Source organism: Paracoccus yibinensis (assembly GCF_030846195.1).
GTDB lineage: Bacteria > Pseudomonadota > Alphaproteobacteria > Rhodobacterales > Rhodobacteraceae > Paracoccus > Paracoccus yibinensis.
Map to the genome: position 1 here is coordinate 43,855 of NZ_JAVCWH010000001.1, position 22,934 is coordinate 66,788.

A 22,934-nucleotide genomic window follows, 5' to 3' on the forward strand; every position below is an offset into this window, starting at 1 on the left:
CATCATCCAATAGACATCCAAGGCAGGAGGAGGCCTTTCCATGCAGCTGGACACTTCCGCGCATCCCGTGGCCCACGAAAAGCGGCCGTTCTATCGTCATCTCTATTTCCAGGTCATCATCGCCATCGTGGCTGGCGCGCTGCTGGGTCATTTCTATCCCGAAACCGGCGAGGCGCTGAAGCCGCTTGGCGACGCCTTCATCAAGCTGGTCAAGATGATCATCGCGCCGGTGATCTTCCTGACCATCGTGACCGGGCTTGCGGGGATGGGATCGCTGCGCGGCGTGGGTTCGGTCGTGGGCAAGGCCTTCGCCTATTTCCTGACCTTCTCGACGCTTGCCCTGATCGTGGGGCTGATCGTGGCCAACCTCATCCAGCCGGGTTCGGGGATGAACATCGACCCGGCCAGCCTCGATTCAGGGGCGGTGGCGACCTATACCGAAAAGGCGCATGAAACGTCCCTGACCGGTTTCGTCATGGACATCATCCCGACGACGCTGGTGTCGGCCTTTGTCGAAGGCAACATCCTGCAGGTGCTGTTCGTCGCCATCCTGTTCGGCATCGGCCTGATCCTGGTCGGCGACAAGGGCAAGCCCGTGCTGAACATCCTGGAATCGGCCAGCTTCGCGATCTTCCGCGTGGTGGACATCCTGATGAAGGCCGCGCCCATCGGCGCCTTCGGGGCCTTCGCCTTCACCATCGGCAAATACGGTATCGCGTCGATCATGAACCTGGCGATGCTGGTGGGCACGTTCTACCTGACCTCGGCCATGTTCGTGATCGTGATCCTGGGTGCCGTCTGCCTGGCGAACGGCTTTTCGATCTTCAAGCTGATCTCGTATCTCAAGGCGGAAATCCTGCTGGTGCTGGGCACCTCGTCGTCGGAATCCGCGCTGCCTTCGCTGATGGAGAAGATGGAGAAGGCAGGCTGCTCGCGTCCTGTGGTGGGACTGGTCGTGCCGACCGGCTACAGCTTCAACCTGGACGGCACCAACATCTACATGACGCTGGCCGCGCTGTTCATCGCACAGGCCACCAACACCGACCTGACGCTGCAACAGCAGGTGCTGCTGCTGCTGGTCGCGATGCTGTCGTCCAAGGGCGCGGCGGGCGTCACCGGCGCGGGCTTCATCACCCTGGCCGCCACGTTGTCGGTCGTGCCGACCGTTCCGGTCGCCGGCATGGCGCTGATCCTGGGCGTGGACCGCTTCATGTCGGAATGCCGGTCGATCACCAACTTCATCGGCAACGCCGTCGCCACCGTCGTCGTCAGCCGCTGGCAAGGTGCGCTTGACCGCGAGAAGTTCGACGCCGTGATGGGCGGGCGCGAACCCGACGGCCTGGCCGCCCCCGTCACCGGGCTGGCCCTGCATCCCGCCGGGCTGCAGTTGGGCGAACGCAGCGCCGACTGAACCTTCCCACGAAAACGCAAGGCACCGCAGCGATGCGGTGCCTTTTTTCGTCAGACCAGAACGTCGATATCGCGCGGCGGGATGCCCCGCTGGACCGCCAGCAGGTTTTCCATCATCCGCGTGATAGAGGGCGCGAAGCCCGCCGCGTCAAGCGCGCCAAGGTGCGGCGTCAGCACCACGCGTTCCAGCCCCAGCAACGGATTGTCGGGCGTGATCGGCTCGACCGAGAACACGTCGATCCCCGCCCCGCGCAGCCGGTCCTGGCGGATCGCGTCGGCCAGATCGGCTTCGACCAGGACACCCCCGCGCGCGGCATTGACCAGGATCGCGTCGGGTTTCATCAACGCCAGGCGACGGGCGTCGATCAGGTTGCGGGTGCTGTCGTTCAGGTCGCAGTTCAGCGTGACCACATCAGACGCCGCCAGCAATTCGTCCAGCGGCGCGAAGCGGGCATTCAGGTCCGCCTCCTCGGGTTTTGGCAGGGGGGTGCGCTTGGCATAAAGGATCGGGCAGCCGAAGCCGCCCAGCAGACGGGCGAGGGCCTTGCCGATGTATCCCATGCCGACGATGCCGACTGTTCGTCCCGACAGCGTGGCCGAGGTCGGAGCAACCTGCCCCTTGGGCCAGCCGCCGGCGGCGATGCCCACATGGCCGCGCACAATGTTGCGGTTCACGGCAAGGATCAGGCCCAAGGTCGTCTCGGCCACCGCGACGGCGTTCGATCCGGTCGTGCGCAGCACGCGCACGCCATGCCGCCGCGCCGCGTCCAGGTCGATGCCGTCATAGCCCACGCCCCATTTGTGGACTGCCCGCAGCCCTGGCGTGGCAAACATCCTGTCCGTCACCGGCATGTCGCCGGTAATTGCGAAGCTGGCGCCCTGCAGCGCGGCAAGCTGATCCTTCGGATCGCGCGAATCTGCGGCGGTCAGCACCCAGCCCTGCGGCAGGAAGGGCCGGATACGGTCCAGACGTTCAGGCGCGGCAGGGTCAAGAAGGACGATCCGTGTCGCGGTCATATCACGAACCGGATGCCGGGCCGGGCCAGGCCGCCCCCCTGCGCCATCACCGTGCCGTCCGCGCGCCAGCAGGCCGCGCCGGTCATGGTGCCGTCGGGCGAGACCGCGATGGCGTTCATGCCGCCGCCGATGGTCTTCACCGGCCGCACCTCGTGGCCGCGCGCGCGCATGGCGCCGGCCTGCGCGGCGTAGGCCGGTTCCAGTTCCAGGTGATGCCCCTCGGTCCACAGGCGCGGGGCCTCGACGGCTTGCTGCAGGGTCATGCGGTGGTCGATCAGGTTGACGATGGCCTGCATGGCCGATGGAAAGATCCGCACGCTCCCCGGCAGGCCAAGCGCATAAAGCGGCCGGCCGTCCCGCAGCACCATCATCGGCGCCATGGAGGTGGGCACCCTCTTGCCCGGCGCGACCGACAGCGCGCGCCCCGGCCGGGGGTCATAGTTCAGCATGTAGTTGTTGGGGATGATCCCCGTCCCCGGCACCATGAAGCGCGCGCCCCACAGCCCGTTGATCGTATGGGTGGCGCTGACGATGTTCCCGTCCGCATCGGCCACCGTCACATGCGTGGTATCGCGGCTTTCAAGGGCCATCCGCCGCCGGGCATAGTCCTTGGACGTGAACCGGTCCACCGGCACATCGACGAAAACCGGGTCGCCCGAGGCCGCGCGCCGGTCCTCGAAGGCCAGCGCAATCGCCCGCGCCATCAGGTCCATTGCCTCGGGACTGCCGAAACCCATGGCGCGCAGGTCGAAAGGTTCCAGCATGTTCAGCATCTGGACGACATGCACGCCCGAGGATGCGGGCGGCGGCGGCCCGGCGATGGTGTGGCCGCGATAGGTGCCGAAGATCGCCTGACGTTCGACGGCATGCGCGGTTTCCAGATCAGCCAGCGTCACATGGCCCCCGTCCGCCAACCGGTCCACCAGGGCGCGGCCCAGATCGCCGCCATGCAGCGCCGTGTCGCCCTGCGCCTGGATCAGGCGCAGGCTTTCGGCGTAATCGCCCATGACCAGCCGTGCGCCCGGCGCCAGCGGCGCGCCATCCGGCAGGAACAGCCGCGCCATTTCGGGATCGGCGCGCAGGTCGTCCTCATGCTCCCGGATTGCGCCGTGCAGATAGGGGCTGACAGGAAACCCCCGCGCCGCCACGCGGATGGCGGGGTCCACCACATCGGCCCAGGGCAGCCGTCCATGGCGGCGCTGCATCAGGAACCAGCCGCGCAGGTTGCCGGGCACGGCGACGGCTGACGGGCCGACCATGTTCCGCCGCCCTTCGGTCTCCATATAGGCGTCGGGCAGGTCCGAGACCGGCATGAACATATCCGCCCGCGCGCCCTGCCCGGCGACCGACAGCGCGTCGATCACCACATGCCGGCCGTCCGCCAGCCGCAGGTGGGCGATGCCCCCGCCTGCGATGCCGACCATCATCGGTTCCACGACCGTCAGCGTCAGCAGCGCGGCCACGGCGGCATCCACGGCGTTCCCGCCAATGGCCAGCATCTCGGACCCCGCCATGGTGCCCAGCGGCGCATTCGCGACCACCACCCCTCGCGATCCACTGGCGGGGCTTTTCTCGCAGGTAAAGGGAAGGGTCATGCCGGGGTTCCGCTGTTCGCGGCCAGCTTGGCCGCTGGGGACGGCGGGATCAAGCCCGTGCATCCTCCAGCATCATCCGGGCGGCTTTTTCGGCGATCATCATCACGGGCGCATTGGTGTTGCCGCTGGTAATCGTCGGCATGATCGACGCATCGGCGACCCGCAGCCGCCCAAGCGCGCGCATCCGCAGGCGCGGATCGACGACAGCGCCATCATCCGTGCCCATCCGGCAGGTGCCGACCGGGTGGAAGATCGTCGTACCGACCGCCCCGGCCGCTTTGACCAGATCGTCGTCAGTCTGGAAGGCAATGCCCGGCACATGCTCGCTGGGGTCATAGCGGGTGAATGCAGGCTGCGCCGCGATCTTGCGGGCCAGCCGGATCGCGCGCACCGCCACATCCCGGTCGCCCGGCGTTGACAGGTAATTCGGGCGGATCGCCGGATGGGCGCGGAAGTCGGGACCGGTGACATGGACCGAACCCCGGCTTTCGGGGCGCAGGTTGCACACGCTGGCCGTCATGGCCGGGAACGGGTGGACCGGATCGCCGAACTTGTCCAGGCTCACGGGTTGGACATGAAATTCCAGATCCGCCGTGGCCTTGTCCGGCCCAGACTTTGCAAAGATCCCCAACTGACTGGGTGCCATCGACATCGGCCCCGACCGCTTCAGCAGATATTCCAGCCCGATCGAGGCCTTGCCCAGCCACCTGGACGCCTTTTCGTTCAGCGTCGGCACGCCCTTGACCTTATAGACCAAGCGCAATTGCAGATGATCCTGAAGGTTCTCGCCCAGGGACGGCACCTCGACCTGCGGCGTGATACCTGCGGCTTGCAACACATCGCCGCGCCCGATACCGGATTGTTCCAGGATCTGCACCGATCCGATGGCCCCTGCCGACAGCACAGTTTCGCGCGCGGCCCGAACTTCCCGCCGCTGGCCGCCGTGGTGGAAGACGACGCCCTTGACCTCGCCTTCCTCGATCACCAGCCGCTCGACCTCGGCCCCGGTCAGCACGCGCAGGTTCTGACGTCCCAGGACCGGGCGCAGGAAAGCCTTGGCCGCGCTCCACCGCCAACCGGCGCGTTGGGTCACGTCGAAATAGCCGCCGCCTTCGTTGTCACCCCTATTGAAATCGGTGGTGCGCGGGATGCCCGCCTGCTCGGCCGCCTCCATGAAGGCATCCAGAACGGCCCAACGGACCCGGGCGGTTTCCACCCGCAATTCGCCGCCCGCGCCATGGGCGTCATCGGCGCCGCGATAGAAATCTTCCTGGTCGCGGAACAGGGGCAGGATGTCGTCCCATCCCCAGCCGGTGCAGCCAAGCTGGCGCCAGTGATCATAATCCGCCGCCTGCCCGCGCATGTAGATCATGCCGTTGATCGACGAGCACCCCCCCAGCACCCGGCCGCGCGGATAAAGCAGTTCCCGCCCACCCAAGCCTTCCTCGGCCTGGGTGCGGAATCCCCAGTCGGTGCGCGGATTGCCGATGCAATACAGGTATCCAACAGGGATGTGGATCCAGTGATAGTTGTCGCGGCCCCCTGCCTCCAACAACAGGACGCGGGTCTTCGGGTCGGCGGACAGGCGGTTCGCCAGCACGCAACCGGCGCTGCCCGCGCCGATGACGATATAGTCGTAGCTTTCCATCAGCTTTCCGATCTGAACCCCAGCCTGCGGCCCAGCCTGCTGGCGAAGAATTCCCCCACCAGACCGCGCCGGAAGACCAGCACGCAGACCATGAAGACAACGCCCGTGATGATCGTCACCGGAAAGTCAGAGGTGGCGAGGTAGTTCTGCAACGTCACCACCAGCCCCGCGCCGACGACCGGCCCGGCCAGCGTGCCGATGCCGCCCAGCAGGGTCATCAGGATCACCTCGCCCGACATCTGCCAGGACACGTCGGTCAGCGTGGCGAACTGGAAGATCAGCGCCTTGACGCCGCCCGCCAGCCCTGCAAGCGCGGCCGACATCACGAAGGCCCCCAGCTTGTAGCGGCTGACCGAATAGCCCAGCGAGATCGCGCGCTGTTCGTTTTCGCGGATCGACTTGAGGATCATCCCGAAGGGCGAATTCACGAAGCGCCAGATGATCAGCATCCCCAGGATGAACACGGCCAGAACGAAGTAATACATGGTCATCGGCTGGCTCAGGTCGAAGATGCCGAACAGGGTGCCGCGCGGCACCGACTGGATGCCGTCCTCGCCATGGGTGAAGCCCGCCTGCAGGCAGAAGAAGAAGAACATCTGCGACAGGGCCAGGGTGATCATGGCGAAATAGATGCCCTGGCGGCGGATGGCGATGGCGCCCATCACCAGCCCCAGGGCAGCCGCGCCCAAGACGCCCAGCAGGATGCCCGCTTCCGGGGGCCAACCCCAGACCTTCACGGCATGGGCGGTGAAATAGGCGGCACCGCCGAAGAAGGTGGCATGGCCGAAGGACAGAAGCCCCGTATATCCCAGCAGCAGGTTGAAGGCCGCCGCGAACAGCCCGAAGGCCAGCAGCTTCATCAGGAAGATAGGATACAGGAACTGCGGCGCCAGCAGCAGCCCGGCCAGGATGACCGCCAGCAGTGCAAGCTGGATCGCGCCGGCCTTGGGGTGGATGGCAACATGTTCGGTAGCGATGGGTTCGGATTTGCCGGCCATGTCAGGCATCCTTTCCGAAAAGGCCCGCGGGCCGCAGGATCAAGACGATCGCCATGATGACGAAGATCACGATGTTGGACGCCTCGGGGTAGAAGACCTTGGTCAGCCCCTCGACCACGCCCAGCATGTAGCCGGTGACGATGGCCCCCAGGATTGACCCCATGCCGCCCACGACGACAACCGCAAAGACGATGATGATCAGGTTCGACCCCATCAGCGGGCTGACCTGATAGACAGGCGCCGCCAGCACGCCCGCGAAGGCCGCAAGCCCCGCGCCAAGGGCATAGGTCAGCGTCAGCAGCAAGGGCACGTTCACGCCGAAGCTTTGCACCAGCGTCGGGTTTTCGGTCGCCGCGCGCAGATATGCGCCCAGCTTCGTCTTCTCGATCATGAACCAGACCGCAAGGCAGACGATCAGCGAGGCGATCACGACCCAGCCGCGATAGATCGGCAGGAACATGAAGCCCAGGTTCACAGCCCCCGTCAGCGCGGCAGGTGCCGCATAGGGCATTCCCGACGCGCCATAGAAGTAACGGAACGTCCCTTCGATCGCCAAGGCGAGGCCGAAGGTGAACAGCAGGCCATACAGGTGATCCAGCTGGTACAGCCGCGACAGCATGGTGCGTTCGATGATCGCCCCGAACAGGCCCACGATCAGCGGCGCCAGGATCAGCGCAAGCCAATAGTTGACCCCGCCCACGGTCAGCAGCAGCAGGGCCGCGAAGGCGCCCATCATGTACTGCGCGCCATGCGCGAAGTTGATCACGCGCAGCAGGCCGAAGATCACGGCCAGGCCCAGGCTCAGCAGCGCATAGAAGCTGCCGTTGATCAGCCCGACCAGAAGCTGGCCCATCAGCGCGGCAACGGGAATGCCGAAGATCATGGTCATGTCACACCCCCAGTTCCCGATGCAGCATGTCCATCTGGTTCGACAGGTCGGATACCGGGAATTCGGCAATCATGGTGCCATGGTCCATCAGATAGAAGCGGTCTGCGACCTTGGCGGCAAAGCGGAAGTTCTGTTCCACCAGCACCACGGTCATGCCGCGTTGTTTCAGTTGGCGCAGCACGTCGCCGATGGCGTTGATGATGACCGGGGCCAGCCCTTCGGTGGGTTCATCCAGCAAAAGGCAGCGTGCCCCCGTGCGCAAGATCCGCGCCATGGCCAGCATCTGCTGTTCGCCCCCGGAAAGCTTGGTTCCGGGGCTGTTGCGGCGTTCCTGAAGGTTCGGGAACAGGTCATAGATCTCGGCCACCGACATGCCGCCATCGGCGACCTTCGGCGGCAGCATCAGGTTTTCCTCGACCGACAGCGTCGCGAAGATGCCGCGTTCCTCGGGGACGAAGCCCAAGCCTGCGCGGGCGGTCCTGTGCAGCGGCACGGACATCATGTCCTGGCCCGCGAAGGTGATCCGGCCCGTGCGCTTGCGCAGGATGCCCATGATCGTGCGCAGGGTCGTGGTCTTTCCCATGCCGTTGCGGCCCAGGATACAGATCATCTCGCCTTCGTTGACGTGCAGGTCCACGCCATGCAGCACATGACTTTCACCATACCAGGCCTGAAGCCCGGCGGTTTCCAGAAGCGGAGCCGTCATTCTTCGGTTCCCATATAGGCGGTGCGCACGCGCGGATCGGCCGATACGGTGGCGTAATCGCCCGTCGCGATGATCTCGCCCCGCTGCAGCACGGTGACGTGGTGGCAGATGTCGGCGACCACATTGAGATTGTGTTCGACCATCAGCACGGCGCGGGTCTGCGCGACATCGCGGATGATTTCGGCCACCATGCGCACGTCTTCCTGGCCCATGCCCGCCATGGGTTCGTCCAGCAGCAGCACCTGGGGATCCAGGGCGAGGGTCGTCGCGATCTCCAGCACGCGCTTGCGGCCATAGGACAGGTCGGCGGCGCGGTGGTCGCGGTATGGTGTCAGGCCCAGGTTGTCGATCAACTGGTCCGCGCGCCCGTTCAGCCGGTCAAGGGCAGACAGCGGTTTCCAGAACTGCACGGCCAGACCCGCCGGGCGCTGCAGCGCGACCTTGACGTTCTCGCGCACGGTCAGGTGCGGAAACACGGCCGAAATCTGAAAGGACCGGACCAGACCCATGCGCGCGACCTTGTCGGGCCTGGTCTGGGTGATGTCCTGGCCCCGAAGCGTGATCTTTCCTCGCGTGGGTTGCAGGAACTTGGTCAGCAGGTTGAAGACCGTGGTCTTGCCCGCGCCGTTCGGGCCGATCAGCGCGTGGATGCGCGCGTGTTCGACATCCAGATCGACATTGTTGACGGCGGTGAAGCCCGCAAAATCCTTGCCAAGACCGCGGGCGGTAAGCACCACCCGCGGTTCGGATTGCGTCATGACAGGCGCAATGCTCATCGATATGCCTTACTGCGTGACCAGCGGGCAGCCGCTTTCAGCCGGATCCAGAAAGGCCTCGTCGCCCGGAATGGTCGCCAGGACGTTATAGTAGTCCCATTCCTCGGTGATGTCGGCCGGGGCCTTCACCTCCATCAGGTAGACATCCTTGATCAGGCGGCCATTGGCGCCGACCTTGCCGTCCTGGGCGAAGACGTCGTTGACCGGCAGTTCATGCAGCTTGGCCGCGACGGCTTCGGTTTCGTCCGTGCCGGCAGCCTCGATGGCCTTGAGATAGGACAGGACCGTCGAATAGGTGCCGGCGTGGATCATGTTCGGCATCGACCCGGTGCGTTCGAAGAAGCGGCGGCCGAACTCTTCGGATTCGGCATTGCGCTTCCAGTAGAAGCTTTCGGTCAGGTTCAGGCCCTGCGCGGCCTCGGCCCCCAGGCCGTGGACATCGGCCAGCGTGAACAGCAGCGCGGCCAGCTTCTGCCCGCCCTGGGTGATGCCGAATTCGGCGGCCTGCTTGATGGCGTTCTGCGTATCGGCCCCGGCATTGGCCAGGCCGATGACCTTGGCGCCCGAAGCCTGCGCTTGCAGCAGGAAGGACGAGAAATCGGTTGTGGCCAGCGGGTGGCGCACCGACCCGGCGATCGTGCCGCCCTTTTCGGTGACAAAGCTGCTGGTCTGTTCTTCCAGCGAATAGCCGAAGGCGTAATCCGCGGTCAGGAAGAACCAGCTGTCGCCGCCCTCCTGCACCAAGGCGCCGCCGGTGCCAACGGCCAGGGCATGCGTGTCATAGGCCCAGTGGAAGCCGTAAGGGGAACACTGCGCGCCGGTCAGTTCCGTCGTCGCGGCGCCGGTGGTCATGGTGACCTTTTTCTTCTCGTTCGACAGCGCCTGCACCGCCAACGCCACCGAGGACGTGGTCAGTTCCATGATGCTGTCCACCTGTTCGGTGTCATACCACTGGCGCGCGATGTTCGAGGCGATGTCGGCCTTGTTCTGGTGGTCGGCGGTCACGACCTCGATCGGGGCGTCCAGGACGGTGCCGCCGAAATCCTCGACCGCCATCAGCGCGGCTTCATAGGAATTCTTGCCGCCGAAATCGGAATAGACGCCCGACTGGTCGTTCAGGATACCGATCTTGACCTTGCCGTCCGAAATCTCGGCCATGGCGGGTGCGGCAATCACGCCGACAGACGCGGCAGACAACAGTAGTTTACGCATACAACCTCCCTAAGGCATGATCCTTCGGCGCCGCGGCGGAAACCGCGAGCCGGGAAAATGACCTGTTCATGTTGACGAAAGCCTCTCCACCAGCCCTCGCTCGGCCAAAGGATGACTTCAAAGTCACTTTGACACAAGCGTTCAATGCCGTCTAATTTCGTTCAGGTTCTGAACAAATTTGAACAATGATGCTAAGCTGGGATGACCTGCAATTCTTTCTGGCCGTGGCGCGCGAAGGCCAGTTGTCGCGGGCGGCGCGGGTGCTGGGCACGTCGCATGTCACCGTGTCGCGCCGGATCGACCGGCTGGAACAGGCGCTGAACACGCGGCTGTTCGAACGCAACCCGCGCGGATACGAACCGACCCCCGCGGGCCGCCGGCTGGTGGAAACCGCCGAACGCATGGAAGAGGCGGCCGACCAGATCCCTGTTGAACAGGGCACCGCCTCGCGTCAGGCGGGGCCGCTTCGGCTGGCAGTCCCGGAAGGTTTCGCCAGCCTCTTTTCCCAGCATCTGTGGCCCGATTTCATCACGCAGTTCCCGCTGATCTCTCTGGAACTGATCACCATGCCGCAGATCCTGTCGCTGTCCCGGCGCGAGGCGGACATGTCCGTCACCCTGGATCCGATTTCCAGCGGGCCTTACCGGTCCGAGCGGATGGCGAACTATACCCTGCATCTCTACGCGACCGACACCTATCTGGCCGGTCATCCCCCGATTGCCCGGCGCGACGACCTGCGGGCCCACCGCATCATCGGCTATATCGAGGAGATGATCTTCGCCCCCGGCCTGGACTACCTGAACGAGGTCTTGCCAGGAATCCGTGCCTCGATCAAAAGTTCAAGCGTGTTCAATCAGCTGGCGGCGGCGCGCAACCATCTGGGGATTGCCGTTCTGCCCCATTACATCGCGTCGAAATATCCCGAACTGCGGATCATCCTGCCGGACGAGGTGACGCTGGCCCGCAGTTACTGGCTGACCTGCCACCGCGACGTGCGCGCCATGCGCCGGGAACGCGCGGTCATCGCGTTCCTGACCGACAGCCTGCGGGCGCGGGGATCGGACCTGGTGCGCCCCATCTAGGCGCAGGTGATTTTTCTTGCCGCAATGCAACTTGGGGAACAGTCTGGCCATTACGAGAGGTAAAGGAGGTGGACATGGCCGAGGCACATCGACCCGAGGCGGGCACGCCACACCAACCCGAACTTCACCGCGTCATGGGACCCAAGCTGCTGCTTCTGTTCATCGTCGGCGACATCCTGGGAACCGGCGTCTATGCCCTGACCGGAACCGTCGCGGCCGAGGTGGGCGGCGCCGCCTGGGCGCCGTTTCTGATCGCCTTCCTGGTCGCCACGATCACGGCGCTTTCCTATCTGGAACTGGTGACGCGCTATCCTCAGGCGGCGGGGGCCGCGCTTTATGCCCATCGCGCCTTCGGGGTCCATTTCCTGACGTTCCTTGTGGCCTTTACGGTGATGTGCTCGGGGATCACCTCGGCCTCGACCGCGTCGAACGCCTTTGCCGGGTTCCTGAACGACGGCTTCGGGCTGGGGTTCGAACGGGGCGGCGCCGGGATCCTGCTGATCGCGCTTGGCTTCATGGCCCTGGTCGCGGTCATCAACCTGCGCGGAGTGGGCGAGAGCGTCAAGGCCAACGTGGTCCTGACCTGCGTCGAATTGACCGGGCTTCTGATGATCATCTTCGTGGGCTTCTATGCCATGTCCCAGGGCCGCGCCGACTTTTCCGAAGTGATGGTCTTCCGTTCGTCCGAGGAAAAGGGCGCCTTCCTGTCCCTGACCGCCGCGACCGCCCTGGCCTTCTTCGCCATGGTGGGCTTCGAGGATTCGGTCAACATGGCCGAGGAGGTGAAGGATCCCGTCCGTATCTTCCCGCGCATCATGCTGACGGGTCTGGCCATCACCGGGGTCATCTATGTGCTGGTGTCGATCTGTGCGGTGGCACTGGTTCCGGTGGGCGACCTGTCCGACCCGGACAAGGGATCGGCCCTGACGCAGGTGGTGCGCGCGGGCGCGCCCAATCTGCCCTTCGACACGATCTTTCCCTTTATCGGCATGTTCGCTGTCGCCAATTCGGCGCTGATCAACATGCTGATGGCCAGCCGGCTTCTCTACGGCCTGGCGCGGCAAGGGGTCCTGCCCCACGGTCTGGGTCTGATCCATCACACGCGCCGCACGCCCTGGGTGGCGATCCTGTTCACGACGGCGCTTGCCTTCGGGCTGATCTATTTCGTGGTCACGCGATCGAACCTTCCGGCAGTCAGCTTGCTGGGGGGCACCACGTCGCTGCTGTTGCTCTGCGTGTTCACGGTGGTCAACATATCGCTGATCGTGCTGCGCAGGCATCCCGGCGGACAGGACCATTTCCGCGCACCCCGGATCGCCCCCTGGATCGGCGCGGCGACCTGCGCCTTCCTGGCCGGTCCCTGGGCGCGCAGTGCGGCGCAGATGGATCAATACCGCATCGCAGGATGGCTGCTGGGCATCGGCATCCTGCTGTGGGCGGCAACCTGGATCTGGAACAGGGCGCGGCACAAGCCCCATCCGGGCAGCATGGGCGACATCGACCAGATGCGGGAACACCACGGGGATTCACCAAGGAACTGATTTCCGCGCACCTGGGCGAAATTGGCGATCCCGGAAGGAATCGAACCCTCAACCTGCCGATTAGAAGTCGGCTGCTCTATCCAGTTGAGCTACGGGACCGTCAGGCCGATCTTTTGCGGGATCGCGCGCCGATGCGCAAGTCACCCCTGCGCCTTGCAGTCCTGGAAAAGCACCGCGTCCTGTCCGTCCGCGCCATACGAGATCAGCGCGCTGTCGCCCTTGGACCACAGCTGATAGGCATCCGCGCCATCCCCGCTGCGAAAGCGCGCGCCCGAGGCGGAAACGGCCTGCCGCATCCCCACCAGCTTGCCGTCGATCTGCGCCACGGCATAGCCGTCGCTGCCCTCGGGGCTTACGAAGACCACAGCAACCTCGACCCCGCGTTCGCAAAGATAGGTTATGGGGATCAGGTCATCGGCTTGAGCAAGCGCCATCGTGCCAAGGCAGGCGACGGCGGGGGTCAGGATGCGGATCATCGGTTCCTCTCAAGGCCAGGGTCATGAAGACGCTGTTCGGATCGGGGCGATAGCTGCCAAAGGGCGGGCATTCGGCGAAGCCGCCCCGCGCATACAGCCCCCGCGCGGCGGCGAAGCCGGGCTGCGACCCGGTTTCCAGCGACAGCCGCGTCAGGCCGCGCTGGCGCGCGTGGCCGATCAGGCGGTCCAGCATCAGGCGCGACAGGCCGGACCCCCGCGCCTCGGCCAGGACATGCATGGACTTGATCTCGCCATGCGCCCCGTCCAGCCTCTTCAGCGCGGCCATGCCCATGGGCACGCCGTCCCGCCGCAGCACGAAGAAATCGATGTCGGGGGACACCAGAGTCTCGCGCGGCATCATGTGGATCGATTCAGGCGGAGTTTCGGCGTGCATGTCGGCCGTGTGGCGCTGAAACAGCAGCGCCAGGTCGTCCGACAGTGGGGATTCGGGAGCAAATGACAGGGTTCCGGTCACGGCAGCCTCTTGCGGGTGGTGCATGACTAACCCGGATGCAGGGACCCGGCAACCGCATGAAAAAGGGCGGCCGTCGCGGGCCGCCCCTGGCAAGGGATAACGATCAGGCCGCGCGGGACAGCAGCACTTCCTCGACGCTTTTCTGGGCCGCACCTTCGTCCAGGCCCTTCACGGCCGCGACCTCACGGGTCAGGCGATCCAGGGCCGCTTCGTAAAGCTGGCGTTCGGAATAGGACTGTTCGCGCTGATCGTCATTGCGGTGCAGGTCGCGCACCACCTCGGCGATGGACATCAGATCGCCCGAGTTGATCTTCTGGTCATATTCCTGCGCGCGGCGCGACCACATGGCGCGCTTCACGCGGGCCTTGCCCTTCAGGGTTTCCAAGGCACGGTCGATCAGGTCGGGCGTCGACAGGCTCCGCATGCCGATCTCGGACGCGCGGGCGGTCGGTACGCGCAGGGTCATCTTGTCCTTTTCGAAGGAAATGACGAACATCTCCAACCGCAGCCCTGCGACTTCCTGCTCTTCGATCGACACGATCCGGCCGACACCATGGGCCGGATAGACGACGAAATCATCAGGGCGAAATTCGTTCTTCTTGGTCTTGGACATCTGGCTTCCTCTAGGTAGTGCCTTCCGGAAGAAGGACACAAAAGAACCGAAAGCAGAAAAACTGCCTCCGGCTTGTTCGTTGTCGTCAGGCTGTTTCCGCCCGGCAGAGGCAGGGAAACGATAAGTGTGGGGCGCACATCCTTTGGGCCTCTGACTCCCATCAGACGCGAATATGACCGAAGGATAACACAAAATGGACGCCGAAAAAAGCGTCACGATCAGAAGGCAGAGTAGCGGAACAGGAATGATTTCTGTAAATCAGTCAGGTACTTGCCCAAATCCTCTATTACCGGGGCAATGACACGTTCCGAATCGTGTCATAATTGACGCAGCGTCGCCGGGACCGTTCAATCGCCTTCGCCCGGTGCTTCGGAAAAGTATTTTTCCAGCTTGCCCGGCATACCGTCCATTTCTGACGCGGTTGGCAGGGGGTCTTTCTTCTGGGTTATGACCGGCCAGATTTCCGAATACTTCCGGTTGAACTCGACCCAGGACTCCATTGCCGGTTCGGTGTCGGGCCGGATCGCATCGGCCGGGCATTCGGGTTCGCAGACGCCGCAGTCGATGCATTCGTCGGGATGAATTACCAGGGTGTTCTCGCCTTCATAGAAGCAGTCCACCGGGCAAACCTCGACGCAATCGGTGTATTTGCACATGATGCAATTATCGGTCACGACATAGGTCATCGCAGGCTCCATCTCCGTCAGGGCGCTAGTTACGCCCCGGCGGCTGATCATTCAAGGCCGCGCTTTCGGAAAAGACCGGCGTTTCCCGAACCGGGCCAGGGGGAAAACATCGTTCCCCAGGGAACCGGCACGGCCGAACGGTGGGTCGTCAGGCTTCTGCGTCCAGATCGTGATAGAGGGCCTGTGCTTCGGTTGCCGGGCCGCGCCGCTGGCCAAGCCCGGTGATTTCCATGGCGCGGACATGCCCGAATGCCGACACCACGACACGGTCGCCGGGCCGGACCAGCTTGCCGGGCTTGTTGCAGGGCTGGTCGTTCACCCGCACGCCGCCCGCCTCGATCCGCTCGACGGCAATCGCGCGGGACTTGAAGACCCGCGCGAAAAACAGCCATTTGTCCAGACGAATACCGTCCGGTCCGTCGGTCACTTCTTGTCCTTCAGGGCCGCAAGGATCGCGAAGGGGCTGTCGGGATCTGCCTTCTTCTCGGGGCGCGAGGAGAAGGTCGCAGGCTTGTTGTGCTGCGGCTTTCCGCCCTTCTTGAAGTTGTCCTTGCCGCGCGGCTTGCCGCCTTCGCCATGGTTGCGGTCCTCGCGGCGCTCGCGGTTCGGACGGCCGCCTTCGGGCCGGTCTTGGCGGTCGCCATGGGCCTGGCGTTCGCCACGATCCTGCCGGTCGGCGCGGGGTTCGCGCGGCGTGTCCTGCGCGCCGTCACGCCGGGGGCCACCGCGACGGCCCTGCCCTTCGCCCTGCGGACGACGGTTCGGACGCGGCTTCGGCGCCCAGCGGAAGGTATAGAAGACCTCCATCTCGGGCGTGGCTTCCTCGACCGGCTCACCCGCAGCCTCGGCCTCAAGGCGGCGCTTCTCGGCCTGCTCGGCCTCCCAGCGGGCGCGGGTTTCGGCGGCAAGCACGCTTTCTTCCTCGGTCATGGGCGCGTCGGACCCCTCGCCCTCGGGCGCGGGGGCCGCGACGACCGGCGCCTCGGCAGCCTTGACCTTGGCCCGCTCGCCCTTTTCGGCGGCATAGCCCAGGCCTTCCATCAGGCGCGAGAACTGCTCCAGCGTCATGCCCGTGATCGACAGCATGTCGGGATTGGCCTCGAAGCCGCCGCGCGTGTCCTGGGTGCGCAGCAGGTCGGCCAGCCGTTCCAGCATGTCGATGCGGATCGCGCGTTCACCCGCCGGACGATACCCCGACAGCGTGTAATGCTGTTCCGGGACATCGGCGATATGCGGGATCGTGACCAAGCCGGGGGGCGGGCTTTCGGGGAAGGTGTCCAGGCCCTCGGCCAGAGACCACAGCACCAGCCGCAGCCGGGTCGGCGCGGGTTTCAGCAGCGCGGGCATGAAGATCGTGAACTGGCCGAAGCGGACGCCGTGCTTGCGCAGCGCGCCGCGCGCGTCCTGGTCCAGGTCCTTGACCTCGTTCGCGACGCCGTCGCGGGGCAGGATGCCAAGCGCCTCGACCAACCGGAAGGCGAAGCCGCGGGCAAGGCCGGTCAGGGACTCGTCCTTTTGGAGGGTCAGCAGGGGTTCGAACAGCGCGACCACCTTGCGGTCGATGAAATGCTGCAACCGGCGCTTCACCTTCTCGGCGATCTCGGGGCCGGCTTCCTCGTCCACGAAGACCTCGACGCCAGGATGCAGCGCGTCCGATCCGCGCACCAGCTTGCCGACGGCAGAGGCACCCCACATCAGCCCGCCTTGCTCGGTATAGTCCAGTTCGGTGTCCGGCGCGTTGTAGAAGCGGTCGGCGCGCAGGTGGAACTCGGGGCGCAGCGCCTCGTAGCTGGCGCGGTTCAGCATCCGTGCCTCGTCGGCCGATCCGGTCTGGTCGGGGCGGAAGCGGAAACCCTCCAGGCGGCCGGCGAATTCGCCCTCGACCGTCACTTCGCCCTTGTCGTTCACTTCGGCCACAAGGCTCTCCTTCTGCTTGAGCCGGCGCAGCAGCACCGAGGTGCGCCGGTCCACAAATCGTTGGGTCAGCGCCGCGTGCAACGCGTCTGACAATCGGTCTTCTACCGCGCGCGTCTCGCCGCGCCAATGGCTTTCGTCCTGAACCCAGCCAGATCTCTGCGCGACATAGGTCCAGGTGCGGATATAGGCCAGCCGCTTCGAGATGGCGTCGATGTCGCCCTGCGCCCGGTCGATCCGCTTGATGGCATTGCCCAGCCAGTCGGACGGTATCGCCCCATCCTGAAGGAACCCGAAGATTCGCGCCAGCAGGCTGGTATGTTCGGCAGGTGAAATCCCCCGGAAATCAGGCACGCGGCAGACATCCCATAACAGCCGCACATCCTGCCCGCCCTGCACCCGGTCGCGGATTTCGGGGATGTCGCGCAGGGTTTTCAGCGCCTGCACGTCGTCGGCGTCCCGCCCCTTGCCCAGCAGCGCATGGCCGGACGGCGCCTCAAGGCTTTCGATCAGCCGGTCCATGGTGCCGAATTGCAGGTCGGAATTGCGCCAGGTCAGCCGCTGGATGGGCGCAAAGCGGTGATTCTCGATGGCGTCGATCAGGCCTTCGTCCAGGATCTCGGCCTCTCCGGTCACGCCAAAGGTGCCGGACTCGGTATGGCGACCAGCGCGGCCCGCGATCTGGCCCATCTCGTGCGGGAACAGGGGGCGGAGGCGGCGGCCGTCGAACTTGTGCGTGGCGGAAAAGGCCACATGCCGGATGTCGAGGTTCAGGCCCATGCCGATGGCGTCGGTGGCGACCAGATAATCGACCTCGCCCGCCTGATACATGGCGACCTGGGCGTTGCGCGTGCGGGGAGACAGCGCACCCATCACGACGGCGCAACCGCCCTTCTGGCGGCGGATCAGCTCGGCCATGGCATAGACATCATCGACGCTGAAGCCCACGATGGCGGACCGCGCGGGCATCCGCGACAGCTTCTTCGATCCCGACCAGGACAGCGTGGACAGCCGGTCGCGGCGCTGGAACTGGACGCCGGGGATCAGGGACGCAATCGCGGGGCGCATCGTGTCGCTGCCCAGGAACAGCGTCTCGTGCAGGCCGCGCATCTTCAGCAGGCGGTCGGTAAAGACATGGCCGCGTTCGGGATCGGCGCAAAGCTGGATTTCGTCGATGGCCACGAAATCGGCGGCGATGTCGGGCATCGCCTCGGTCGTCGCCACCCAATACTGCACCCGGTCGGGGACGATACGCTCCTCGCCCGTGACAAGCGCCACGACCGAAGGCCCGCGCGCCTTGACGATGCGGTCATAAACTTCGCGCGCCAGAAGGCGCAGCGGCAGGCCGATGACACCGGTGCGATGCGCCAGCATCCGCTCGATGGCGTAATGCGTTTTCCCGGTGTTTGTCGGGCCAAGGATGGCCGTCACCCGGCCGCGTTCATGAATTGTCATGGGCTAGATATCGGTGCCCTGTTGCTGACGTTCCAGACGGGCCACGCCATCTATCGCTTCTTGCTGGTGGGGATGGATGGCCAGGCTTTCGCGATAGGCGGCAAGCGCACGGTCGGCATCGCCCATTTCCTCCAGCATGACGCCCATCTGGGTCAGAGCCGGGAAATGGCGCGGCTCAAGCTGCAGCGCCCGAGCCAGGTCCTGCAACGCCGGACCGAACTGGCCCAGCGTCGCGTAGGCGGCGGCACGGGTGTAAAAGCCCGTGGCGAAGTCGGGCGCGTGATCGGTCAGCGCCGTCAGGTGGCCCACGGCGGCGGGGGCGTCGCCTTCGTCCAGGGCATCCTCGCCCCGTTGCAGCAACAGATCCATCGTGGCGGATCCCGACTTGGACCATTCGCGCAGGATGTCCGATTCGGCGATGCGCCAGCTTTCGCCTTGCGGATTGGCCAGGCGGAGGAAAAGATCGTCCATGTCGGGCCGGTCTTGGGCGCCTGCGGCGGCTGCAACCAGGAATGTTGCGGAAATGAGGAAAACCGTAACTATTCGGTGGCGGATTGCCGCGACGACATTATGGAAAATGTGGCGATCCAGGCGCATATCGTGGATCTTAACCAGCCCGCCTGCCGGGCGCCAGCCCACCTGAAACGAAAGAGCTGAAAATGAGCAATGTTGTGAACGCCGCCGTCGAGAAACTGAACGAGAAGATCGGCAGCTTCGGATCCACCGCCAAGTTCGTGATCGAGGATGAGGGCGCCATCATGATCGACGAAAACGGCGTTCGGGCGGGCGACGAAGAAGCCGAGGTGACCCTGTTCGCCAGCCGCGACACCTTCGAAGGCATCCTGAACGGCAGCGTGAACCCCGCCACCGCCTTCATGACGGGCAAGCTGAAGATCGACGGCTCGATGGGCGTCGCCATGCAGCTTGGCCAGGCCCTGTCCTGATCGCGATGCGCGGCAGGGCCGCACCCTTCAGGCAACTGCCAGGCGATCCCTTTGGCCCCGCGCAGGCCTTCTGGATGCAGGCCGATGACGGTGTGACGCTGAGGCTTGCCCATTGGACGGCGGTGTCGGACAGCCGGGGCAGCATCCTGCTGTTTCCCGGCCGCACCGAATATGTCGAGAAATATGCAGGCGTTGCTGCCGCACTGACCGATGCAGGATATGACGTGCTGGCGATCGACTGGCGCGGCCAGGGGTTGTCGGACCGCCTTTCGGCCGATGCGCGGCTGGGCCATGTGGGCCAGTTCGGCGATTATCAGCGCGATGTGGTGGAGATGGTGGTTGCCGCGACTGAACGTGGCCTTCCCAGACCCTGGCACCTTCTGGCGCATTCGATGGGCGGCTGCATCGGCCTGGCAGCCCTGCATCAGGGTCTTCCGGTCGCATCGGCCGCGTTTTCGGCGCCCATGTGGGGAATAAATCTTCGCCAGATGCCGCATGGTCTGGCCGTGGGCATGGCTTACCTGGCAGGACGGCTGGGGCGTGGCGGACGTCCCGCACCGGGCAGCGGGGCCTTGGAAACCTATGTCCTGCAAGAAAGCTTCAACGCCAACCTGTTGACCACGGATGCCGACGAATGGTGCCGGATGGTGCGCCAGGCGGCGGCTTGGCCGGACCTGACATTGGGCGGGGCCAGCTTCGACTGGGTGGGCAAGGCATTGAACGAATGCAGCCGCCTTGCGCGAATGCCCTCGCCCGACCTTCCGGCGCTTGCCTCCTTGGGCGGACAGGAAAAGGTTGTCTCGTCCGTGGCGATCCGCGACCGGATAGCCCGCTGGACGGATGCGCGCCTGCTGGAGTTCCCCGAGGCGCGACATGAAATCATGATGTGCACCCCTGATCGGCGCAGGGCATTCCTGTCGGCAGCCCTGCGCCTGTTCGAAAGCGCTGCCTGATCAGCCGTTCTCGCCGGACAAGGCCTGCGGACTGTGAACGCGCCGGACCCTGTCAGCCATTGCTGCCGCAGGCAGGCGCAGTCGGACCGTCTTGATGCGGCGCGGATCGGCATCGACCACTTCGAATTCAGCGCCCGAGGCGTGGGGGATCACCTCGCCCTGCGCGGGCAGATGACCCGCCAGCACGAAGATCAGCCCGCCCAGCGTGTCGATGTCCTCGTCCTCATCCTCTCCGGTCAGGTTCAGTCCTGTTTCCGTCTCGACATCGCTGACCGGGGCGCGGGCCTGGATCAGCCATTGGCCGGGTTTTTCCACCACCCACAGGCTTCCCTCGGCCTCGTCATGCTCGTCCTCGATCTCGCCGATGACCTGTTCGATCAGATCCTCGATTGTGACAAGGCCATCGACCCCGCCGTACTCGTCGATCACCAATGCCATGTGGATGCGCTTTTGCTGCATCTGCTGCAACAGCACGCCGATGGGCATCGACGGCGGGACATAAAGCAACGGCCGCAGCATCGGGCGCAGATTGAAGTCGCCGCCCTGACCGAACCCGTGCTTCAACGCCAGATCCTTGAGGTGGATCATGCCCAGGGGGCTGTCCAGCGTCTCGTCATAGATGGGCAGGCGGGAAAAGCCGTGCTCGCGGAACAGCAGGACCAGATCGTCAAGGCTGCTGGTTTCGGGCGCGGCGACCATTTCGGCCTTGGGAACCGCGACATCGTCCACGCGCATCCGGCGGAGGTTGACCATCCCGGGCACGACCGGGGCGGGTCTATGGCCGTCGTCCGCGCCATCTTCCGCGCCTTTCAGGGCATCAAAGAACCGCCCCAGGAAACCGCGCGAACTGGGAAGATCCCGTCCCTCCCCTCCGACGCCGTCCGCCTCGGAGGCGGCATCGGCACCAAGGGGATGGCCGGGTAATCGAGACTCGGAGTTCATCAGACCTTCTCGTGATAAGGATCGGGAATATCAAGGCCCGCCAGGATTGAACGCTCGGCGGCCTCCATTGTTTCCGCATCGGCGTCATTCATATGGTCATAACCCAGCAGATGCAGGGTCGCATGGACCAGCAGATGCGTGACGTGATCGGCGACGGGCTTGCCCTGCGCCCCTGCCTCGGCCAGGCAGGTGTCATAGGCGATGGCGATGTCGCCCAGCTCATCCTCGTCCGGCAGTTCGGGCGTGGCACCGGGTTCGTGGGGAAGATGTTCGACCGAGGGCCAGGACAGCACGTTGGTCGCGCGCGGCTTGCCCCGGAAATCGGCGTTAAGGGCGGCGATGCGGGCGTCGTCGCAACCCATGACCACAACCTCGCCGCCGATGCCGTGCCAGGTCAGCGTGGCCACAACGGCGCGTTCGGCCAAGGTTTCAAGCCCAAGCCGTTCCCATCGGTCATCCTCGATGACGCAATCGGTGGATATGTCGTCAGGCATCGCCTCGCATTGCCCGGCGGGGTGCGTATTGTCCGCGCGGTCCTTCTGATTCGCCACGCGCCAGGGCCGCAGCATCTTCGGTGTCATACGCCTCGATGATCCGGGCGACAAGCGGGTGGCGCACAACGTCCTTGGCGGTGAAATAGCTGAAGCTGATCCCCTTGATCCCGTCCAGGATGCGCTCGGCATCGACAAGGCCAGACTGGATGCCGCGCGGCAGGTCGATCTGGGTGCGGTCGCCGGTCACGACCATCCGCGATCCTTCCCCCAGGCGGGTCAGGAACATCTTCATCTGCATGGTTGTGGCGTTCTGCGCCTCGTCCAGGACCACGAAGGCATTGGACAGCGTGCGCCCGCGCATGAAGGCCAGGGGCGCGATCTCGATGCGCTTTTCCTCCATCAGCTTCTGCATCTGCTTGGCGGGAAGAAAGTCGTTCAGCGCGTCATACAGCGGCTGCATGTAGGGATCGACCTTCTCCTTCATGTCGCCGGGCAGAAAGCCCAGCCGCTCGCCCGCCTCGACAGCGGGGCGCGACAGGATGATGCGGTCCACATGCCCGCCGATCAGCATGGTCACGCCCACGGCCACCGCCAGATAGGTCTTGCCTGTGCCGGCCGGTCCGATGCCGAAGGCCAGTTCGTTCTGGAACAGCGAGCGGACATAGGCCTTTTGCGCGTCCGTGCGCGGCTCGATGGACTTCTTGCGCGTGCGCAGTTCATAGTCCCCGGCCGCGAACATCTCCATCTGCTCGGCCGGCGTTGCGGGGGCCGCATCGTCCATGCCCATCCGCAAGGCGGCCTCGATCTCGGCCAGCGACACGGGGCGGCCCTGTTCCAGCCGGGCGTACAACCCGCGCAGCAGCAGCGCAGCCTCGGACTGCGCTTCGGGGGTGCCCACCACCGCAAGCTGGTTTCCGCGTCGCAAGATGTGGACGCCAAGCGCCTCCTCGATCCTTGCCAGATGCCGGTCGTTCACGCCGCAGAGGTCGATCAGCAGCCGGTTATCGGGGAATTCCAGCAGGGTTTCGGTCGAAGGGGTCGCGACGGGGGGCGTAGGCGTGAGGCCCAAATCTTTCTCCTGCATAGGCATCTTGATTTAAAAGTGGCC

23 protein-coding genes and 1 tRNA gene are annotated in these 22,934 nt (G+C 65.0%); 5 read left to right on the forward strand and 19 right to left on the reverse strand.

Annotated elements, in window-relative coordinates; translation table 11 throughout:
* The first annotated feature begins 40 nt into the window (after positions 1-40).
* Entirely contained in the window at positions 41-1,411 is a 1,371-nt protein-coding gene (locus RAH32_RS00205) for a dicarboxylate/amino acid:cation symporter (protein ID WP_306603970.1), read from the forward strand.
* A gap of 50 nt (positions 1,412-1,461) precedes the next feature.
* Here RAH32_RS00205 and RAH32_RS00210 read toward each other — a convergent pair whose 3' ends face one another.
* From RAH32_RS00210 to RAH32_RS00245, 8 genes are read right to left on the reverse strand one after another with little or no spacing between them, the layout of a single operon-like run.
* Entirely contained in the window at positions 1,462-2,427 is a 966-nt protein-coding gene (locus RAH32_RS00210) for a 2-hydroxyacid dehydrogenase (protein ID WP_306603973.1), read from the reverse strand.
* Positions 2,424-4,022: a gamma-glutamyltransferase gene (gene ggt / locus RAH32_RS00215; RefSeq protein ID WP_306603975.1), complete on the reverse strand. Its 1,599-nt coding sequence runs from the start codon at positions 4,020-4,022 to the stop codon at positions 2,424-2,426. Before ggt ends, RAH32_RS00210 begins: the two co-directional genes overlap by 4 nt.
* Positions 4,023-4,071: 49 nt before the next feature.
* Positions 4,072-5,670: a GMC family oxidoreductase gene (locus RAH32_RS00220; protein WP_306603977.1), complete on the reverse strand. Its 1,599-nt coding sequence runs from the start codon at positions 5,668-5,670 to the stop codon at positions 4,072-4,074.
* A complete protein-coding gene (locus tag RAH32_RS00225; protein ID WP_306603978.1) occupies positions 5,670-6,668 on the reverse strand; it encodes a branched-chain amino acid ABC transporter permease in 999 nt (332 codons plus the stop codon). The genes RAH32_RS00220 and RAH32_RS00225 overlap by 1 nt, the downstream gene beginning before the upstream one ends.
* Position 6,669: 1 nt before the next feature.
* Positions 6,670-7,557, reverse strand: a complete 888-nt coding sequence (locus RAH32_RS00230) for a branched-chain amino acid ABC transporter permease (RefSeq protein ID WP_306603980.1) — start codon at positions 7,555-7,557, stop codon at positions 6,670-6,672.
* A gap of 1 nt (position 7,558) precedes the next feature.
* A complete protein-coding gene (locus RAH32_RS00235) occupies positions 7,559-8,263 on the reverse strand; it encodes an ABC transporter ATP-binding protein (RefSeq protein ID WP_306603982.1) in 705 nt (234 codons plus the stop codon).
* Complete coding sequence (locus RAH32_RS00240) at positions 8,260-9,033, reverse strand: ABC transporter ATP-binding protein (RefSeq protein WP_306605152.1); 774 nt, start codon at positions 9,031-9,033, stop codon at positions 8,260-8,262. Before RAH32_RS00240 ends, RAH32_RS00235 begins: the two co-directional genes overlap by 4 nt.
* A 15-nt stretch (positions 9,034-9,048) precedes the next feature.
* On the reverse strand, positions 9,049-10,251 hold the full coding sequence (locus tag RAH32_RS00245; protein ID WP_306603984.1) for an ABC transporter substrate-binding protein: 1,203 nt from the start codon (positions 10,249-10,251) through the stop codon (positions 9,049-9,051).
* Positions 10,252-10,436: 185 nt separating this feature from the next.
* Between RAH32_RS00245 and RAH32_RS00250 the strand changes: the two genes are divergently transcribed.
* Positions 10,437-11,333: a LysR family transcriptional regulator gene (locus tag RAH32_RS00250; RefSeq protein WP_306603986.1), complete on the forward strand. Its 897-nt coding sequence runs from the start codon at positions 10,437-10,439 to the stop codon at positions 11,331-11,333.
* A gap of 74 nt (positions 11,334-11,407) precedes the next feature.
* The gene (locus RAH32_RS00255; protein WP_306603989.1) at positions 11,408-12,874 is read left to right on the forward strand and encodes an APC family permease; all 1,467 of its coding nucleotides are present in this window, start codon (positions 11,408-11,410) and stop codon (positions 12,872-12,874) included.
* Positions 12,875-12,896: 22 nt separating this feature from the next.
* On the opposite strand, the gene RAH32_RS00260 is transcribed toward RAH32_RS00255, so the two are convergent.
* The 8 genes from RAH32_RS00260 to RAH32_RS00295 form a co-directional block, all read right to left on the reverse strand.
* Positions 12,897-12,973, reverse strand: a tRNA-Arg gene (locus RAH32_RS00260).
* Positions 12,974-13,014: 41 nt separating this feature from the next.
* Entirely contained in the window at positions 13,015-13,350 is a 336-nt protein-coding gene (locus tag RAH32_RS00265) for an MliC family protein (protein ID WP_306603991.1), read from the reverse strand.
* Positions 13,286-13,825 carry a GNAT family N-acetyltransferase gene (locus RAH32_RS00270; RefSeq protein WP_306603993.1) on the reverse strand — a complete coding sequence of 180 codons (540 nt, stop codon included), beginning with the start codon at positions 13,823-13,825 and terminating at the stop codon, positions 13,286-13,288. Before RAH32_RS00270 ends, RAH32_RS00265 begins: the two co-directional genes overlap by 65 nt.
* 103 nt (positions 13,826-13,928) lie before the next feature.
* Positions 13,929-14,438 (reverse strand): CarD family transcriptional regulator, encoded by a 510-nt coding sequence (locus RAH32_RS00275; protein ID WP_306603995.1) that lies wholly within the window; start codon positions 14,436-14,438, stop codon positions 13,929-13,931.
* A gap of 347 nt (positions 14,439-14,785) precedes the next feature.
* Positions 14,786-15,124 (reverse strand): ferredoxin FdxA, encoded by a 339-nt coding sequence (fdxA, locus tag RAH32_RS00280; RefSeq protein WP_306605154.1) that lies wholly within the window; start codon positions 15,122-15,124, stop codon positions 14,786-14,788.
* 148 nt (positions 15,125-15,272) lie between these two features.
* Positions 15,273-15,551 carry an RNA-binding S4 domain-containing protein gene (locus tag RAH32_RS00285; RefSeq protein WP_306603997.1) on the reverse strand — a complete coding sequence of 93 codons (279 nt, stop codon included), beginning with the start codon at positions 15,549-15,551 and terminating at the stop codon, positions 15,273-15,275.
* Complete coding sequence (locus tag RAH32_RS00290; protein WP_306603999.1) at positions 15,548-18,493, reverse strand: helicase-related protein; 2,946 nt, start codon at positions 18,491-18,493, stop codon at positions 15,548-15,550. Before RAH32_RS00290 ends, RAH32_RS00285 begins: the two co-directional genes overlap by 4 nt.
* A 3-nt stretch (positions 18,494-18,496) precedes the next feature.
* Entirely contained in the window at positions 18,497-18,964 is a 468-nt protein-coding gene (locus RAH32_RS00295; protein WP_306604001.1) for a tetratricopeptide repeat protein, read from the reverse strand.
* A 188-nt stretch (positions 18,965-19,152) separates the two neighbouring features.
* Between RAH32_RS00295 and RAH32_RS00300 the strand changes: the two genes are divergently transcribed.
* Positions 19,153-19,437, forward strand: coding sequence for an SCP2 sterol-binding domain-containing protein (locus tag RAH32_RS00300; protein WP_306604002.1), 285 nt, complete (start codon positions 19,153-19,155; stop codon positions 19,435-19,437).
* A gap of 74 nt (positions 19,438-19,511) precedes the next feature.
* Positions 19,512-20,390, forward strand: a complete 879-nt coding sequence (locus RAH32_RS00305; protein WP_306604004.1) for an alpha/beta fold hydrolase — start codon at positions 19,512-19,514, stop codon at positions 20,388-20,390.
* Here the strand turns inward: RAH32_RS00305 and RAH32_RS00310 are convergent, their stop codons facing one another.
* The 3 genes from RAH32_RS00310 to RAH32_RS00320 are packed head-to-tail and all read right to left on the reverse strand — an operon-like array spanning position 20,391 to position 22,916.
* Positions 20,391-21,332: a hemolysin family protein gene (locus RAH32_RS00310; RefSeq protein ID WP_306604006.1), complete on the reverse strand. Its 942-nt coding sequence runs from the start codon at positions 21,330-21,332 to the stop codon at positions 20,391-20,393.
* Complete coding sequence (ybeY, locus tag RAH32_RS00315) at positions 21,332-21,826, reverse strand: rRNA maturation RNase YbeY (protein ID WP_306604008.1); 495 nt, start codon at positions 21,824-21,826, stop codon at positions 21,332-21,334. Before ybeY ends, RAH32_RS00310 begins: the two co-directional genes overlap by 1 nt.
* Positions 21,819-22,916, reverse strand: a complete 1,098-nt coding sequence (locus RAH32_RS00320) for a PhoH family protein (protein ID WP_306604010.1) — start codon at positions 22,914-22,916, stop codon at positions 21,819-21,821. The genes ybeY and RAH32_RS00320 overlap by 8 nt, the downstream gene beginning before the upstream one ends.
* Positions 22,917-22,934: the final 18 nt, after the last annotated feature.